The sequence below is a fragment of the Paenibacillus solani genome (assembly GCF_050475945.1).
In the GTDB taxonomy this organism is placed as follows: Bacteria; Bacillota; Bacilli; order Paenibacillales; family Paenibacillaceae; genus Paenibacillus_AQ; species Paenibacillus_AQ solani_A.
Map to the genome: position 1 here is coordinate 222,327 of NZ_JBCMXJ010000015.1, position 15,562 is coordinate 237,888.

16 protein-coding genes and 6 tRNA genes are annotated in these 15,562 nt (G+C 47.6%); 18 read left to right on the top strand and 4 right to left on the bottom strand.

What is annotated here, in order from left to right; translation table 11 throughout:
- The first annotated feature begins 20 nt into the window (after positions 1 to 20).
- From ABEQ74_RS15950 to ABEQ74_RS16005, 12 genes are all read left to right on the top strand, one after another.
- A complete protein-coding gene (locus ABEQ74_RS15950) occupies positions 21 to 518 on the top strand; it encodes a SprT family protein (protein WP_430123590.1) in 498 nt (165 codons plus the stop codon).
- A gap of 26 nt (positions 519 to 544) precedes the next feature.
- A tRNA-Asn gene (locus tag ABEQ74_RS15955) sits at positions 545 to 620 on the top strand.
- Positions 621 to 625: 5 nt separating this feature from the next.
- Positions 626 to 714, top strand: a tRNA-Ser gene (locus tag ABEQ74_RS15960).
- Between the two features lie 422 nt (positions 715 to 1,136).
- Positions 1,137 to 1,211 (top strand) — tRNA-Glu (locus ABEQ74_RS15965).
- 256 nt (positions 1,212 to 1,467) lie between these two features.
- Positions 1,468 to 1,543 (top strand) — tRNA-Lys (locus ABEQ74_RS15970).
- Positions 1,544 to 1,582: 39 nt separating this feature from the next.
- Positions 1,583 to 1,665, top strand: a tRNA-Leu gene (locus ABEQ74_RS15975).
- 209 nt (positions 1,666 to 1,874) lie between these two features.
- Entirely contained in the window at positions 1,875 to 2,336 is a 462-nt protein-coding gene (locus tag ABEQ74_RS15980) for a KGG domain-containing protein (RefSeq protein WP_430123128.1), read from the top strand.
- Positions 2,337 to 2,583: 247 nt separating this feature from the next.
- Positions 2,584 to 4,242, top strand: a complete 1,659-nt coding sequence (locus ABEQ74_RS15985) for a helix-turn-helix domain-containing protein (RefSeq protein WP_430123129.1) — start codon at positions 2,584 to 2,586, stop codon at positions 4,240 to 4,242.
- A gap of 109 nt (positions 4,243 to 4,351) precedes the next feature.
- Positions 4,352 to 5,368 (top strand): ABC transporter substrate-binding protein, encoded by a 1,017-nt coding sequence (locus tag ABEQ74_RS15990; RefSeq protein ID WP_430123130.1) that lies wholly within the window; start codon positions 4,352 to 4,354, stop codon positions 5,366 to 5,368.
- A 40-nt stretch (positions 5,369 to 5,408) separates the two neighbouring features.
- Complete coding sequence (locus tag ABEQ74_RS15995) at positions 5,409 to 6,416, top strand: FecCD family ABC transporter permease (RefSeq protein ID WP_430123131.1); 1,008 nt, start codon at positions 5,409 to 5,411, stop codon at positions 6,414 to 6,416.
- Positions 6,409 to 7,428: a FecCD family ABC transporter permease gene (locus ABEQ74_RS16000; RefSeq protein WP_430123132.1), complete on the top strand. Its 1,020-nt coding sequence runs from the start codon at positions 6,409 to 6,411 to the stop codon at positions 7,426 to 7,428. The genes ABEQ74_RS15995 and ABEQ74_RS16000 overlap by 8 nt, the downstream gene beginning before the upstream one ends.
- Positions 7,429 to 7,453: 25 nt before the next feature.
- On the top strand, positions 7,454 to 9,157 hold the full coding sequence (locus tag ABEQ74_RS16005) for an alpha/beta hydrolase (protein ID WP_430123133.1): 1,704 nt from the start codon (positions 7,454 to 7,456) through the stop codon (positions 9,155 to 9,157).
- Positions 9,158 to 9,258: 101 nt separating this feature from the next.
- Here ABEQ74_RS16005 and ABEQ74_RS16010 read toward each other — a convergent pair whose 3' ends face one another.
- On the bottom strand, positions 9,259 to 9,897 hold the full coding sequence (locus ABEQ74_RS16010) for a hypothetical protein (protein WP_430123134.1): 639 nt from the start codon (positions 9,895 to 9,897) through the stop codon (positions 9,259 to 9,261).
- Between the two features lie 176 nt (positions 9,898 to 10,073).
- Here ABEQ74_RS16010 and ABEQ74_RS16015 point away from each other — a divergent pair, with 176 nt between their 5' ends.
- The 6 genes from ABEQ74_RS16015 (at position 10,074) to ABEQ74_RS16040 (ending at position 12,495) form a co-directional block, all read left to right on the top strand.
- Positions 10,074 to 10,439, top strand: a complete 366-nt coding sequence (locus ABEQ74_RS16015; protein WP_430123135.1) for a helix-turn-helix domain-containing protein — start codon at positions 10,074 to 10,076, stop codon at positions 10,437 to 10,439.
- A 102-nt stretch (positions 10,440 to 10,541) separates the two neighbouring features.
- A tRNA-Leu gene (locus tag ABEQ74_RS16020) sits at positions 10,542 to 10,624 on the top strand.
- Between the two features lie 199 nt (positions 10,625 to 10,823).
- Positions 10,824 to 11,243, top strand: coding sequence for an organic hydroperoxide resistance protein (locus ABEQ74_RS16025; RefSeq protein WP_430123136.1), 420 nt, complete (start codon positions 10,824 to 10,826; stop codon positions 11,241 to 11,243).
- Between the two features lie 130 nt (positions 11,244 to 11,373).
- Complete coding sequence (locus tag ABEQ74_RS16030) at positions 11,374 to 11,616, top strand: zinc ribbon domain-containing protein (protein WP_053491747.1); 243 nt, start codon at positions 11,374 to 11,376, stop codon at positions 11,614 to 11,616.
- A gap of 88 nt (positions 11,617 to 11,704) precedes the next feature.
- Positions 11,705 to 11,983, top strand: coding sequence for a hypothetical protein (locus ABEQ74_RS16035; protein ID WP_430123137.1), 279 nt, complete (start codon positions 11,705 to 11,707; stop codon positions 11,981 to 11,983).
- An 89-nt stretch (positions 11,984 to 12,072) separates the two neighbouring features.
- Positions 12,073 to 12,495 (top strand): thiol-disulfide oxidoreductase DCC family protein, encoded by a 423-nt coding sequence (locus ABEQ74_RS16040; protein ID WP_430123138.1) that lies wholly within the window; start codon positions 12,073 to 12,075, stop codon positions 12,493 to 12,495.
- A gap of 10 nt (positions 12,496 to 12,505) precedes the next feature.
- Here the strand turns inward: ABEQ74_RS16040 and ABEQ74_RS16045 are convergent, their stop codons facing one another.
- From ABEQ74_RS16045 to ABEQ74_RS16055, 3 genes are all read right to left on the bottom strand, one after another.
- Positions 12,506 to 12,982 carry a FixH family protein gene (locus ABEQ74_RS16045; RefSeq protein WP_430123139.1) on the bottom strand — a complete coding sequence of 159 codons (477 nt, stop codon included), beginning with the start codon at positions 12,980 to 12,982 and terminating at the stop codon, positions 12,506 to 12,508.
- Between the two features lie 39 nt (positions 12,983 to 13,021).
- Positions 13,022 to 14,434 carry a PepSY-associated TM helix domain-containing protein gene (locus tag ABEQ74_RS16050; protein ID WP_430123140.1) on the bottom strand — a complete coding sequence of 471 codons (1,413 nt, stop codon included), beginning with the start codon at positions 14,432 to 14,434 and terminating at the stop codon, positions 13,022 to 13,024.
- Between the two features lie 74 nt (positions 14,435 to 14,508).
- Positions 14,509 to 15,294, bottom strand: coding sequence for a thermonuclease family protein (locus ABEQ74_RS16055; RefSeq protein WP_430123591.1), 786 nt, complete (start codon positions 15,292 to 15,294; stop codon positions 14,509 to 14,511).
- Between the last annotated feature and the right edge of the window lie 268 nt (positions 15,295 to 15,562).

The following is a 15,562-nucleotide window of genomic DNA, read 5'->3' on the forward strand; positions in this document are numbered from 1 at the left end:
AGGAAGGATTAGACACAGTGATGAAAAATGAGATGAGCAATGAGGAGCTGCAGGCTTGGGTTGAGAAAATCTCGCTGGAGAGCTTCCGGGTTCCATTCAGGCATCAGGCGACGTTTAACCCGCGCTTGTCCTCGACAGGCGGCCGTTATTTCATGAAAAGCCATCATATCGAGATCAATCCCCATCAGCTTGCTACGCATGGCAGGGAAGAGGTGGAGAAGATCATCAAGCATGAGCTGTGCCACTATCATCTGCATATTGCGGGCAGAGGATATCGGCACCGGGATGCAGATTTCAAAAGCCTTCTGCAAGCCGTTGGAGGAAGCCGCTTCTGCAAATCCTTGCCGAAGGGCAAGGGAACGGGACGCCAACCTGAACCCTACCGCTATATGCTTCGCTGCAGCGCCTGCGGGACCGAATACCTGCGTAAACGTAAAATGAATCCTGCCCGGTATCGCTGCGGAAAGTGCAGTGGTCGACTTACGCTTCTGGAACTTGACTCCCCCAACAAGTCATGATAAATTATTAGTATTGAATTTAACGTTCCCTGATAGCTCAGTTGGTAGAGCACTCGACTGTTAATCGAGTTGTCACAGGTTCGAGTCCTGTTCGGGGAGCCATTTATGGAGAGATACCCAAGTGGCTATAAGGGGACCCTCTGCTAAGGGGTTAGACTGCGTAAGCGGTGCGAGGGTTCGAATCCCTCTCTCTCCGTTTAGCGTTACATCGAAGAAAGCTCCCATCGCGAAGGCGATAGGGAGCTTTTTTGCATAGGAATGAGAAGCCTAGATAGGGTTCGTCGGAGCATAAGCAGCGTTAGGTATACTTCGCAGTCTCGACCGAAGGGCGTCAAGGTAAGAACAAGCAGGATACGCTGCTGATGATGGGGCTGCACTTCATTTTATGGATGGAAGGTTGCATAAAGTCGTAAGCTCGAGGAGAAATGCAGAAGCATATTATGTGCAACTAGAAGGAAACAGTGTTCGAGAAACGTACTTAACGCCAGATTTTTTAGGCCGAATATAACCGGGACAAGTCTCTAAAAATAAATTCTATAATTCATGAAAAAAAAGCTTGCCAGCATTTTTGAAATTATGCTATACTCAATCTTGTCGTCACGGCGACGTGGTTAAAGTGGCCCGTTGGTCAAGGGGTTAAGACACCTCCCTTTCACGGAGGTAACAGGGGTTCGAATCCCCTACGGGTCACCACTTTCTATATCACTTCGGGATGAGAACCCCGCCGGTTCGTCGAAGCATAACCCTCGTTAGGATAAGCTACGCAGTCTCGAACGAAGAGAGAGTATCCCCTACGGGTCACCACTTTCTATATCACTTCGGGATGAGAACCCGTCGGTTCGTCGGAGCATAACCTTCGTTAGGATAAGCTACGCAGTCTCGAACGAAGAGAGAGTATCCCCTACGGGTCACCACTTTTCTTATATGGCAGCTGCACGATTGTCATCGAGAGCCATTAGCTCAGTTGGTAGAGCACCTGACTTTTAATCAGGGTGTCGAAGGTTCGAGTCCTTCATGGCTCACCAGTTTTATTATGTATCACAATGAGGTTTCCCTTATATTATGCGGTAGTGGTGGAATGGCAGACACGCTATCTTGAGGGGGTAGTGGGTGTATACCCGTGGAGGTTCGAGTCCTCTCTACCGCATACGAAGAATGTAGAAGAATCCCGCATACTATGCGGGATTTTTTTTGCGTGTTTATCCGAATATATATCTGAAATATCCCGGGTTTCATCAGTTTTCGCTGCGCAATTATGTATAGTTGATGTTTCATCTCTGACAAAGAGGTTAATATCATAGCGTGGACGAGTAACAACTTTTAAAACTTCCAAAAACCTATAAGGAGTGATTCAGAATGGCTAAGAACAATAACGGGAAAATGAGCCGTGAAGAAGCAGGACGTTTAGGTGGAGAAGCAACAGCGAACAATCATAACAAAGAGTTCTATCAAGAGATTGGCAAAAAAGGTGGAGAAGCAACCTCCAAGTCTCATGACAAAGATTTCTATCAGGAAATCGGTCAAAAAGGCGGCGAAGCTACATCAAAGTCGCATGATAAAGAGTTCTATCAGGAAATCGGCCAGAAGGGCGGAGAAGCTACTTCCGACTCCCATGGCAAGGATTTTTATGAGGATATCGGCCGCAAAGGCGGCGAAGCGACCTCGGAAAGCCATGGACGCGAGTTCTATCAAGAGATTGGACAACAAGGCGGCGAAGCTCGAAGCAACAGCGGCAACGGGGATGGCAAGATGAGCCGTGAAGAAGCGGGACGCAAAGGCGGAGAGGCGAGAGCTCGCCAACGCGATCGACGAAATTAAGAACAACAATGCGGATAAGAGAAGAACGTCTCCTTGGAGGGGACAAGTATTCTCGCATACGAAAGATCCGCCTATATACACCCAATAAGCAGCCACGACTCCGGAAGGAGGCGCGGCTGCTTTCTTTTTGCCTAAAATCAGCGTATGGACAGAGGCTTTAGTGACAGTTCTGCTGGACATTTGAAATGACGTGTGATACTTATATGATAATGATAACCATTCTCAATAAAAGTTAGGATCGATGAATATGTTAAATCTACCGACGAGTGGCAGTATAGGAGATTCGCGATCATATAGCGGTCTCATGGCACGTTTATGGAATATAGATATTGTCCATGGACAGGAACTTTACTTGGAACAACAGCTGGCAGTACAACCTGCATTAATTATACCCCTTAGCGGTGAATTATGTTTACAGCAGGCAGAGCAATTCACTCGCATGAATAAAGACTGTGTTTATGTTTGTGGGGCAGGATCTACCTTCGGAATCACAATTGATAGTCAGCCGGCTTCCGCGGACCGCGAACAGGCTGCCGTCGCTATCTTGCATTTTGATTTTTATGGAGGGGGACCAGGCTGCGATCCATTACATAAGGTGGATTTTGCTGATCTCATGCCCAGTGAGGGTGTTTATAATATCAAGGCCCAGGAGCGTTTGCAGCTGATCTGCCGCGGGATCTATATGGATTTTCACAGTGAGGAACCGATGAAGCATTGGCGGGCTCAGTTGGATTTTCAGGAGCTGTTGTACAGATTGATGGCCGACAGCAGCCCTTATACCAAGCATAATAAACGGCAAGGGTTGCAGCGGGTGAAGGAATTTATTGATACGCATTATAACGAGGATCTAACGATGGAGCAATTGGCCAATCTCTCCGAACTGAGCCCTAAATATTTTGTTGAGGTATACAAGAAGATGTATGGCTGCAGCGCCATGGATTATTTGGCTCAGGTGCGTTTGAACAAGGCGAAGCAGCTAATGCTGGGAACGGATTCTTTGCTGCGTGAAGTGGCGCATATGGTGGGATATAAGGATGAATTTTATTTTAGTCGTAAGTTTAAGAAGATGTTTGGCATCTCGCCTTCCGCATATATGAAGACCCGTAAAAATAAACTGGCGATGTATGGCTCAACTTCCCTCCTGGGTTACGTTATGCCGCTGAATTTCACGCCATATGCGGCTCCGCTTCACCCGAAGTGGTCCCAGCATTACTATAATACGCTTGGACCGGATATCCCCGTCCTCCTGGATGCTTACCGCTTAAATCATAATAAATATGCCAATCTGGAGAAGCTGGCTGAGGCCAGGCCCGAGCTGATTGTCTGTGCGCATGGGGTCGAGAATTGGGAGAAGGAGCAGCTTCGGCTGATTGCCCCTGTCTACGAAATGACGGGCGAGGGTTGGGAGTTCAATTTGCTCAGCCTCGCGAGGATGCTGGACAAGCTGCCTGAAGCAGAGCAGTGGATCGAAGAATTCCATCGCAAAATATCGGCCTATCGTGATCACCTACCCCATGCCATGGGAGGAGAACAGAGAGTTTTAACAGCCCGTCTGCATCAGGACGTACTAATGGATTATAGTCATCCGGGTATACAGGAGCTATTATTTGATTATTTTGATTTTCAGCCAGCATTGCCTGATACCGCGGAGAACAATGAGCGTTTAACAATCGAGCAGATCAAGGAGCTGCGCGCCGAGCATCTCCTTCTTCTGGTCCGGCAGGATTCGGATACGCTTGCCTATTGGAGAAAACTGCAGGCTTCACCGGAATGGTTGGCGCTTTCTGTGGTCAGAGAGGGTGGTTTTCATCTATTGTCCTCCTACCCTTGGCGCGAGTATTCCCCAATAGCAATGGAACGGATGGCAGAGGAAGCCTTCTTGATGTTTTCCGGAAATTGTCCATGATAAATTCGGTTATATGTCCATGGTGAATAGAGAGCAAATCCTATACCATAATTAATAATGATAATCATTATCAATTGATAGAGACCATGGAAGGGGTAAGGAGAGAGAAATGAAACGAATGAAATGGATCTTAGGGTTATTAGTTGTATTTGCGCTGGTACTGTCCGCTTGCGGCGGGGGTAACGAAGCTAAAGATACAGGTGAAGCAAGCACGACTGAATCAACAAATAATAAGACTGCAGCTGAAGAGGATAACGCTACACAGGAACAATCCGGCTCGTCAGATACCAAAGTTGTAAAATACCTCGATCAGGAATATACACTCCCGGCCAAAACAGAGCGCATCGTCATCACGGGTGCTGTTGAAGCGATGGAAGACTCCATTGTATTGGATGTGAATCCGGTGGGGGCGATCAGCTTCGCAGGTTCTTTCCCTCCACTGTTCGAATCGATTACGAAGGATGCCCAGTCGATTGGTGAGAAAACAGAGCCCAACTTTGAAACGATCCTATCGCTCAAACCTGACGTGATTTTGGGGTCTACAAAATTTAAGCCGGAGGTCGTAGAACAATTGAATAAAATTGCCCCTACGATTCCTTATTCCCATGTATCTACGAACTGGGAGAGCAATTTGAGATTGTTGGGTGAGTTAAGTGGCAAGAAGGAGCAGGCCGAGCAAGAGATCACTAAGTACAAAGAAGACCTGGAGACGGCTCGGACGACGATTGGAGACAGCTTGAAAGATAAAAAAGTTCTGACGCTTCGGGTCCGCGGAGGAGAGATGTACATCTATCCAGCAGGCGTGTTCTTTAACCCGATTCTATATGAAGATTTAGGAATTGACGTACCGGCTGAGGTAGAAGCAGCGCAAGCACAGGAGCTGATCTCCAAAGAGAGAATGGCAGAGATGAATCCGGATTATGTATTTATCCAGTTCTCACCGGAGGAGAACATGGAAACGCCGAACGCATTGGAAGAGCTGCAGAATGATCCTATCATGAAGAATCTTAAAGCGTTCAAGAACGGAACCGCTTTTGTCAACGTGGTTGATCCGCTCGCTCAAGGGGGCACTGCATACAGTAAAATTGAGTTTTTGAAAGCGGCGGTTGAAAATCTTACAAAGTAGCATCATTCATTCCAGATAAATTGTATAAGGCGTGTTGTTGATGGGGTTCAAAAAATCACTGCCGGCTGTCATCCTTGTGATGGCCCCGGCAGTCTGTTTATTACTCATAGCGGCCTCCATCTTGTATGGAGCCAAGAATATTACGATGGATACCGTTTGGGATTCCATTTTTGCTTTTGATCCGGAGAGCATTGATCATCAGATTATTAGGAGTTCCAGGCTGCCGCGAGTTGTAGGGGCGATGCTTATTGGTGCCTTTCTCGCTATATCTGGGGCGTTAATGCAGGGGATGACCCGAAACTATTTGGCCTCTCCCTCCATTATGGGAGTATCCGATGGTTCCGTGTTTGCGGTGACCTTGTTTATGGTGTTCATCCCGAATGCCAGTTCTAATATGTATATTGTCAGTTCTTTGGTCGGTTCTGCGATCGGAGCAGGCATCGTGTTTGGATTGGCATGGCTCATACCAGGCGGACTTAGTCCGGTCCGACTGGCTATACTTGGAACCGTAATCGGGACTTTTCTTAGCGGCACCGCGGAAGCTCTAGCTTCTTATTTTCAGATATCCCAAAGCATTAGCTTCTGGTATAATGCTCGCTTGCACGCCATGGATCCTGAGCTGATCAAGCTGAGCATTCCTTTTGCCATCGTTGGTTTATGTCTTGCGATCGTGCTGTCCAAATCGATTACGCTGTTGTCCCTTGGCGACGAAACAGCTAGGGGATTAGGTGTCAAAACATGGGTGGTCAAAGGGCTTGCGATGCTTGCGGTTGTTATCTTGACAGGTGTATCTGTGGCGCTGGCAGGGAAGATTGCATTTGTGGGCTTGATTGTCCCCCATATTGCAAGGTTCCTATCAGGGTCTGATTACCGATGGATCATACCCGTATCAGGTGTGCTTGGCTGTATGTTCCTTGCGCTGTGCGACATTCTCGCGCGGTTTGTGAACGCTCCCTTCGAGACGCCTGTCGGTGTCATTACAGCTCTCATCGGTGTTCCATTCTTCCTCTATCTGATCAAGACGAGGGGAGGGGCTCAGCGTGCGTAACCCTTATTATCGATTCCCGATTGTTCTTACTGGGGGAATTCTATTTGTATTGATTGCCGTATATTTCAGTCTGACCAACGGGACGTTTGATATGACCATCAAGGAAGTATTTCAGACACTTTTTCGGATGAATACCAATGCCGATTTTGATCTCGTTGTATTTGAATTCAGGCTCCCGCGTATTGTACTTGGTGCACTCGTTGGGTTCGCGCTGGGTATAGCGGGTGCAGTCGTCCAAGGGGTTACCCGTAACGGACTGGCAGATCCGGGTATTCTCGGCATCAATGCAGGTGCAGGCATGGCAGTTGTTTTGTTTATGTTCTTGCTGCAAGGGCAGATTCAGCTGACAGGCTGGCTTGGAGTAATGATGATGCCTATGTTCGGGATCGCGGGTGGTTTGGCTGCAACGACCGCCATATATATGTTTGCTAGAGAAAACGGAAAGCTGGATCCGCAGCGGCTCATACTTGTGGGCATCGCGATCGCATCCGGCTTTGGCGCCGTCACCATGTATGTATCGCTTAAAATGAACCCGAAAGATTATGAGACGGCGGCTGCCTGGCTGGCAGGCAGTCTCCACAGCGCCAATTGGAAGTTTGTCGTGACCATGCTTCCGTGGCTCGTTATTTTGCCGCCTGTCATTTGGCTTCGCTCACAAGTGCTTGATTTGTTCCAGCTAAGCGAGGAAAGCGTGAAGAGTGTCGGGGTAACAGTCGAGCGTGAGAAGAATATATTGCTTTTATGCAGCATTGGGCTGGTCAGTGCGAGTGTGGCCGTTTCCGGCAGCATCGGATTTGTTGGTCTGATCGCTCCGCATTTGGCAAGGCAGCTAGTCGGATTACGGCACAGGCATATCTTACCTCTTAGTGGGATAGCAGGTATGGCGATTGTGGTCATCGGCGACTTTATTGGCAGAACCATATTTGCTCCGGCGGAGCTGGCTGCAGGCATTGTGGTGTCTATTATCGGGGTACCATATTTTATCTATCTATTAATTCGCATGAGAAAATAAAAAGACATCTCTTGGGGAGGGTCACATGAATCGTTATCAGCAGCTGATGATTGAAGAAAGAGAACTCATACTGTATTTACCTCCTTCTTATGAAGAATCGGACCGTTCCTATCCTGTCGCCTATGTGCATGATGAAGGAGATCTGTTTACAGACTGCCTGAACTATCTGGACCACCTGTTTGCTGCTGGCCAATTGGATGAGGTTATATTGGTCGGAATATCTTCAGGAAATCGTAATCGCGAGTACACGCCTTGGCCGGCAAAGCCGCTGGTGGAGAGCGGTCCTCCCTTTAGCGGAGACGGCAGGGCCTATGTCGATGAGATTGCCGATGTTATCAAGGCATACATAGACAGACAGTATCGTACGCTGGCAGAACCCCAACATACGGCGATCATCGGCGGTTCTTTTGGCGGTCTGATCTCCATGTTTGCCGGATACTGGCGTCCCGAGATTTTCGGAAGGATCGGCATGCTGTCGGCCTCGTTGTGGTACGAGGGAGTGATGGATTATATTACGCAGCAAGGGCGGCTGCCAGCCGGGCTGAAGGTCTATATGTCCATCGGTCAGCTGGAAGGTGTGTATAAGAAAAATGCACAGAAAAATATGTTTCCGAGTAATATCGAGGCCCATCGCTATTGGAGCGAACAAGGGGTTAGCCCCGATCGGCTGCACCTGGCGGTAGATCCAGATGGAACCCATGACCCTATCTTTATGTCCAAAAGATTCCCCGATGCGCTCCAGTGGTTGCTCAATGGGGAAGCAGAGGAACAAGTGTCGGTGAAGGGGCAGACCCAACGCGAGGATACGGACTATCACGATCAGCACAAAGAGCACAATATCCAAGACAATAAAGGTAACCAAGACAACCAAGATAACCAAGATAACCAAGATAACCAAGATAACCAGGACAACCAAGATAACCAAGATAGCCAGGGCAAAACCTCTTTGTTCCACGTTCCTGGAACGCTGACCTGGTCTATGCAGTCCAACGAGAATGGTCGCAAATACCGTATTTTTATAGCCGAACCGATGGGTCCTCCGCCAGAGGGGGGATATCCGGTGTTGTACTCGCTGGACGCGAATGCGACCTTTGGAACCCTGGCTGAAGCAATTCGCCTGCAATCCCGCACACCCCGCGGCATACCGTCAGCTCTGATCGTCGGCATCGGCTTTGAAAGCGACAGTCCTATCGTGAGCGACGAGCGTTTCTATAATTTTACTGAATTTGCGGCTGACGATGAGCTGCCCGTCCGACCAAATGGAATGAAATGGCCTGAGACAGGGGGCATTGAGGCATTCCTTACATTCATTGAGCATCAGCTGAAACCAGCTGTTGAGAAACAATACGCCGTGAACCGGTCGAAACAAGCGCTGTTCGGACACTCGCTCGGTGGTTTTTTTACCCTCTATACACTTTTTACGAGACCTCATATCTTCCAGCGCTACATTGCAGCATCTCCATCGGTGTGGTGGAAGAATCATGTGCTATATAAGCGATGGGAAGAGGGAAAAGTTCGTTTGCAGCAGAATGAGCAGCTTCGTAAACTGCGTCTATACGTCGGGTCGGAGGAGAAACCGTCTATGGTTCAGGACGCCAAAGAACTGTATGCGCTTCTGAAGGAGCATACAGAGGTGCTGGAGACCACTCTTGATGAAATAGAGGGAGAAGGTCATGTGTCGGTGCTGCCTTCGCTGATAAGCCCTCTGCTTCGTTTTGTGAGCGCATAAGCGCATGACATCGGGGTGGACACCTATATCTATAAATAAGCAGCCTCAAACCCTGTACGAAGGGATATGGAGGCTGCTTATTTGATGTTGTATCATGAATGTTATTCAGACAATTCGGGGTTATCCAGGATAGAGGAATATTTGGGGTATAATCTGCGGATGCAATCCGGACATATATCATGGGTAAACTCAATCGGCAGGCGACTCTCCAAATAACTCTCAACAGGCTCCCATCCTTCGCCATGACGAACATATTTGCATACAGCACAGATGGGAATATGTCCGGGAAGAGGGACGCTGTGAGCCAGTGCTTGCGCTAAGAGTTGTTCCCTGCGCTTAAACTTTGTAATATCACTGAACGATATGACAGCCCCATGAATCTGCTCGCTCATGAGCAGGGGCAGCACCTCGCAAAGAACCCAATTCTCTTGACCCATCCACCTAATCACATATTCAAATGAGTAATCCGTCTGCTTACCCTGTGTAACATCTTTTATGGAGGGCATATCCAACTCCTGGAAAAAATGATCTAGGGAGGTCAAGCCTACAGATTGGGAGGTAAGATCAAAAAAAGAGATTCCCTGCCGCTTAAAATCAGGAGAGAAGCCTATTCGTTCGGCCATCGTCACAAGCGGATCGTTCATTCTGTCGATGATGCCATCCATATTAATGATCATGAGTCCCTTATTCAAGGAGTGAACTGCATTATTCCAAGAAGTGTTCCCGGTATCATAGGGCAAACGACTCGCTCCTCGTACTTAAATAGACTCATGAGTAAAAGATACAATCTTTTCATGAGTACTATGGTATAATTTAGGCAATACATATCGATTATATACTTAATTAAGTGATTATGCAAGAGAAAAATACTTAAATAAGTAAGTTTTTTGAAAAGAATCAGGAAGGCGGTTGTTTGATGCAGTCTATTTACCAACGAATCGAACATCTTATAGAAAGCCGGGGTATGACTAAGAAGGCGTTTTGTGCAACCCTCGGAATCAGCACAGGGAATTTTGGTGACTGGAAGAGGGGAAAAACAACGCCGAGCACGAATAAATTGATTGAAATTGCGGCATTTTTTTCCGTCAGCTTGGATTGGTTGATTATTGGCAAAGGCAGCCCCACGCCGCGCATCAAGGAGACCAGTGGTGAATATGAAGTCGATCCAGAGACGCTGGAGCTTCCTATGATCTCCGGATTGGCTGAACATGAGAAGGATTTCATCCGTGAGTATATCGAGTTCTCCGCCTACCGGAAAGAAAAGCGCAACGATAAGAACTAGTGGAAGCAAGTATTTATTGTCGTTCCATAATTTAGCTCTTTACTTTTGCTTCAGGGATCCGTATAATAGGGAATGTTCGCTACAGAACTTTCCTTATAATTTGCGGTAGTGGTGGAATGGCAGACACGCTATCTTGAGGGGGTAGTGGGTGTATACCCGTGGAGGTTCGAGTCCTCTCTACCGCATAATTTTAGAAAGAAGCTGTATATCAAGTGGGTTAACGCTTGATGTGCAGCTTTTTTTGTTTCTCTGTATAATTGTGCCTCTAAGCTATCGGTTATGGTGTATTTTCCATCAATTCTCCCCTTTTTCGTTTCAATTCCTACTGTAAGTTTAAAGAGTACATGTAGAGAACATAATAGGGCATGAAGGAGATGAACGAGCATGAAAGCATTATACACAGCTGATGTAAAAGTCATTGGAGGCCGCGAAGGCTCGGTTGAATCTACGGATGGAGTTCTAAAGCATAAATTAAGCATGCCGAAGGAACTTGGAGGACCTGGCGGAGACGGGACCAACCCCGAGCAGCTATTTGCGGCTGGTTATGGAGCCTGCTACGAAAGCGCCTTGGCTAATATAGCTCGTAAGGAGGGCATTGAGCTTAAGGATGTCGTGATTCATTCTCAGGTGATGATTGGAAAAGATGAGGGTGCCGACGGCTTCAAGCTTGCAGTAAAGCTGAAGATTGAAATGCCGGGTGTGGATAAGAGCCAGGCAGAGGACCTTGCTAAAAAGGCCCATGCATTCTGCCCTTACTCCAAAGCAACCCGCGGCAACATCGACGTGGAACTAAGCGTAGTTTAAGAATAGAGACGAAAAGATGATCCCCCGTCTTGGAGGGTCATCTTTTTTTGAAGCAGCAGCTGATATGAAACTTTTTGCATGTCGCTTCGTATTTCTGCTATAAACTACAAATGAAAAAGGGGCGTTTAGGATGCGCATTGAACAAATGATAGAGCAGAGGTTTGTATGCAGCAAATGTGGCGGCAATCATTGCCAGACGAAAGAGGTGTCCATGTCAGGAGCAGGACTTAGCAAAATGTTTGATATCCAGCACAACCACTACCTCTTTGTCTCCTGTACCAACTGCGGATATGTAGAAGTGTTTAACCCGGATATACTGGAAGGGAAAAAGCGTGGTCAGCTTGGGTCGATTCTGGATGTGTTCTTCGGTTGACATCAACCTCAAAATTCTTTAATATGACTAAGTACCAGAAAGTACAAACGAGTCACAAGGAATTTAAATAAAATAAACGGGTGATGACATGCCATACAGACCGCAGATTAAAGACGTGACTACAGCTGGAAGCAATGACAAGGAAGGGCTATACGAGTTCATTATCCACACGACTGACGGAACGGACATCCGCGTATTCTATAACCGCTTCCCGGAATGGAAACTAACTGCGCTTAGCCGACTTGGGAAAGTACCTTGCCCGGTTTGCCGTAAGGACTTCATATGCAAATGCATGGACAAATTCTCGAATGAATTCGACCAGCAGATGCGGGACGGCGAGTGGCTGAACAAAGCTGCCGAGAAATAAACCAAAAAAGCGTACTTGATCAAGCGTAGGAGAGGGCTCCTGCGTTTTTTCTTTTTTTAGGGGTGTGTGAGAGGAGGCATTTGAAGGATATGAGTCATTCAACTGATGATCCTAAGGAATCGGCTATTGTGCTGATTGATGGTGTGTGCCATATGTGTCAGGGGTTAACCCAGTTCATTATCCGGAGAGACCCTAGAGGTGTCTTTCGCTTTGCCTCACTCCAATCCGAGATTGGACAAGAGCTGCTAAGGCAGGGAGGAATTAGTAAAGGTTCCATTGATACTATGGTGCTGATTGAGAATGGAAAATATTACACAAGGTCGACCGGTGCTCTACGTATTGCACGGCGTCTTCGTTTTCCTTGGTCGCTGTCGTATATGTTCATCCTGATTCCCCCGTTCTTACGGAATCTGGTGTATCGCTGGGTGGCAAGAAACCGGTACCGGTGGTTTGGTCAATCCAGTGAATGCATGATCCCAACGCCGGAGATTCGGCGCCGGTTTCTGCCCTGATCCAGCTTTTTTAATGATGATGCTCTGCCGTACCTTCCTGAAATGTCGGAGTTCCCGCTTGCAGATAGGCAAGTTCGTCCTCTGACAGTTTGCCAACAGCAAACGGTTTCTGGGGAATGATGATCGAACCGTTGTTGCCGCTGTGAAGTTTGATGAAGTACAGCCCCTCTTTATCGAAAGTTTTGGTTACTGTATACACGCCATCACCGACCTCCACCGCATCCGTCATGGGATCCCGCAGGGAGCCGTCATGGCTCCACAGCTCGTAGTGAACAAAATCTGCACCCGGTACTCTTTGACCGTCTTGGGTGAGGATAATCTCGATGGTTTCCGGCTGATGTATGGATAGTGCTTCCGGAATGTTTACCTCAGCAATCAATGGAATTTCTTTTTCATACCGGTTGGCTGCATCGGGACTTGCCGTACATGCACTCAGCAGCAGGGCCGCCAGCAGTACAGTTAATACAATACGGCTTTTTATGATCATCAAATACTTCCCCCTTATTATCGATCGCGTGATAATGGATCAGGCATTTAGGAAATTCTTGATTGTTGGAACCCTCCTAACAATGATATAATCAATGATCCACACGATGATGAGAGATAGGCCTACAAGCGGGAACAGAATACCGAAGGCAATGAGCAGCAGCAGAAACAGCCTTATTTTCTTGGCATTGGCTACAGGTGCTTTTGGTGCTCCCAGCCCATGATCCGGTTTTCGTTTCCACCACAAGTACAAACCACTTGCCACAATTAAAATGATGCCCATACATATAAGCAAACTGAAGATCTGATTGACGATACCGAATTGGGTTCCTTTGTGCAGCGTAATGCCAAGGGCAACCGCTTTGCCAACGAATCCGTAATGATCATAGCGATAATCAGCCAGCACTGCGCCGCTGTACTGGTCGATATGCATGGTGGCTTCATCCTGGGCTTTCGGTGGATAGGCCGACAAGGTGTACACACCGTCCGCTTGCTGCGGGATACTGATGGTGTAGCTTGGATGCATTCCTTCGCTTCGGGCTACGTACATGACATCTTCAATCGGAAGCGGGGTGAAGTCGGAGATGGTGGAGTTGGGTACTTCGAGATTTTCGGCCGCCCAAGGGACCTCTGCCACTTCCTTCGTCTGCACGACATGGGAGGAAGGGGCACTGCCTGACCAGATGGAAGGGGGATAACCGGCACCGGTATTGGTTGCCATGGTTTGAAAATTACTGCCCCACAGACCCGACCAGGGCAACCCGGTCATGATGAGAAACAGCATGCCTGCTGCGATCCAGAAGGCGGGAACGGCGTGCAGGTCCCGGCGGAGAATCTGCTTGCCCTTGCCGAACCTCGGATACAGAATACCTGCGAGGCTTCTTTTCTTCTTGCTTTTGTTTTTATTTTTCGGGAACCATAAAAATAATCCGGAGAAAATAAGCACGATCGCCCAGCAAGCGGCAAGCTCTACGATCCGGTCGCCGATGGTTCCGACCATCAGCTCGCCGTGAAACTCCTCGATTTTGTCCATGATCCGGTCTTTATCTTTCAGCTCGCCAATCTTATTTCCCGTATAGGGGTCCATGAATACAGTCATCGTTTCGCTGCCCGTTGTCAGGCTGATTTCTGTGGAGCGGGAGTCCGACTCACCGGGGCGGTATTTATTGATGGTGGCGTCAGGGTAGAGTTCTTTCACTTGTCCGACCAGCTTGCTGGGCGTTATACGTTCAACTTGAGGTGTTACTGTGTAGTAGTCCCGATATAAAGCTTGTTCAATCTGGGGCTTAAATAAGTAAACGGAGCCAGTGATAGCTAGGATGATCAGAAAAGGTGCAAAAATGATGCCGGCATAAAAATGCCATCTCCAGATGATTTTGTACAATGCGGCAGAGCTTGGATTTGATGCTTGACTTTCATTTGGTTTAGATACTGGAGTTTTTCTTTTCCCCATGACTCGTGGCTCCTTTTCCCTACGGCTCAAATTTATATAAGATGAACATATGCGTTCATTTCATATATACAATTTTACTTAAGCGGTGCCCGGAAACCGGCCTGCACGGCTTCTTTTTCACTGCAGAACCACTGTTCTTGCTTGGTACGCTCATAATATGGGGAGTCGGGCGTGTGGTAGATTTTTTCACCTTTGGAGTTGATATTGCCTTTAATATCGCAGCCTTGCTTTTGTTTCTGAGGCTTCTCAGCCGGGACCTTGCTTGCGGTTGTACTATTGCTTCCAATGGCTCCTTCGTGTTCTTCCGGATGGAATCCGTCTTCCTGGGCGTAGTTCTCTACACTCCATATGCCGATAGCCTTGTTGCGGCTGATTCGCTGCAAATCGTCAAACTTGTCCACATAACGGGTGTTGGGAGGATAGATGTAGGCTACGCGTGCAAGTCCCTGTTCAAGCAATGATTCCTGGACCATCTTTCCGTCGGCATACACGTAGGCAAGCAGCCTGGAGTATTTGTCGCGGTTTGGACCGATATCAAACTCCAATTCAAGCTTCTTAGCCTGTTCGACGAGCTCTTTGGTATATGATTTCGCCTCAGGCCCGAATGGCTGTACACCCAGTTTTGGATGGCTTGTCTCAGGTGTATCGATCAGAAGCATGCGAACATTTTCCTTTTTGCCCTCGAACATCACGCTAATGGTATCTCCGTCAATGGATTTCACCAGTTCTACGGGTACTCGCGGAAGATTCAGATCATCGGTGGGATAGGTCGTTTGTTTGGAATTCGCCTTATCGGTATTTGTCTTGGCAGGGGCTGTAACGGTTGTTGGGGTATCATCGCTTGATGTCGCCGGGGACATCAGCGGCTGGCTGCAGCCTGATAATAGCAGCAAGGCAGTCAGCATGACGGATAACATACGTTTGTTCACTTGTTGTCACTCTCCTGAGCTTGGAAGTATTGTTTTAATTGGTTTAGGAGTTTATAAGTTACATCTATATAAGAAGTTTCTATATAGAGAACATTAGTTCTAATTCTATATAGTAGGGCATATATCCTTGTTTTGACAATAGTGATTAAGGGCTATCTATATATAAAAATAAAATCTTGCTGTTCATCTGCAACTGTGA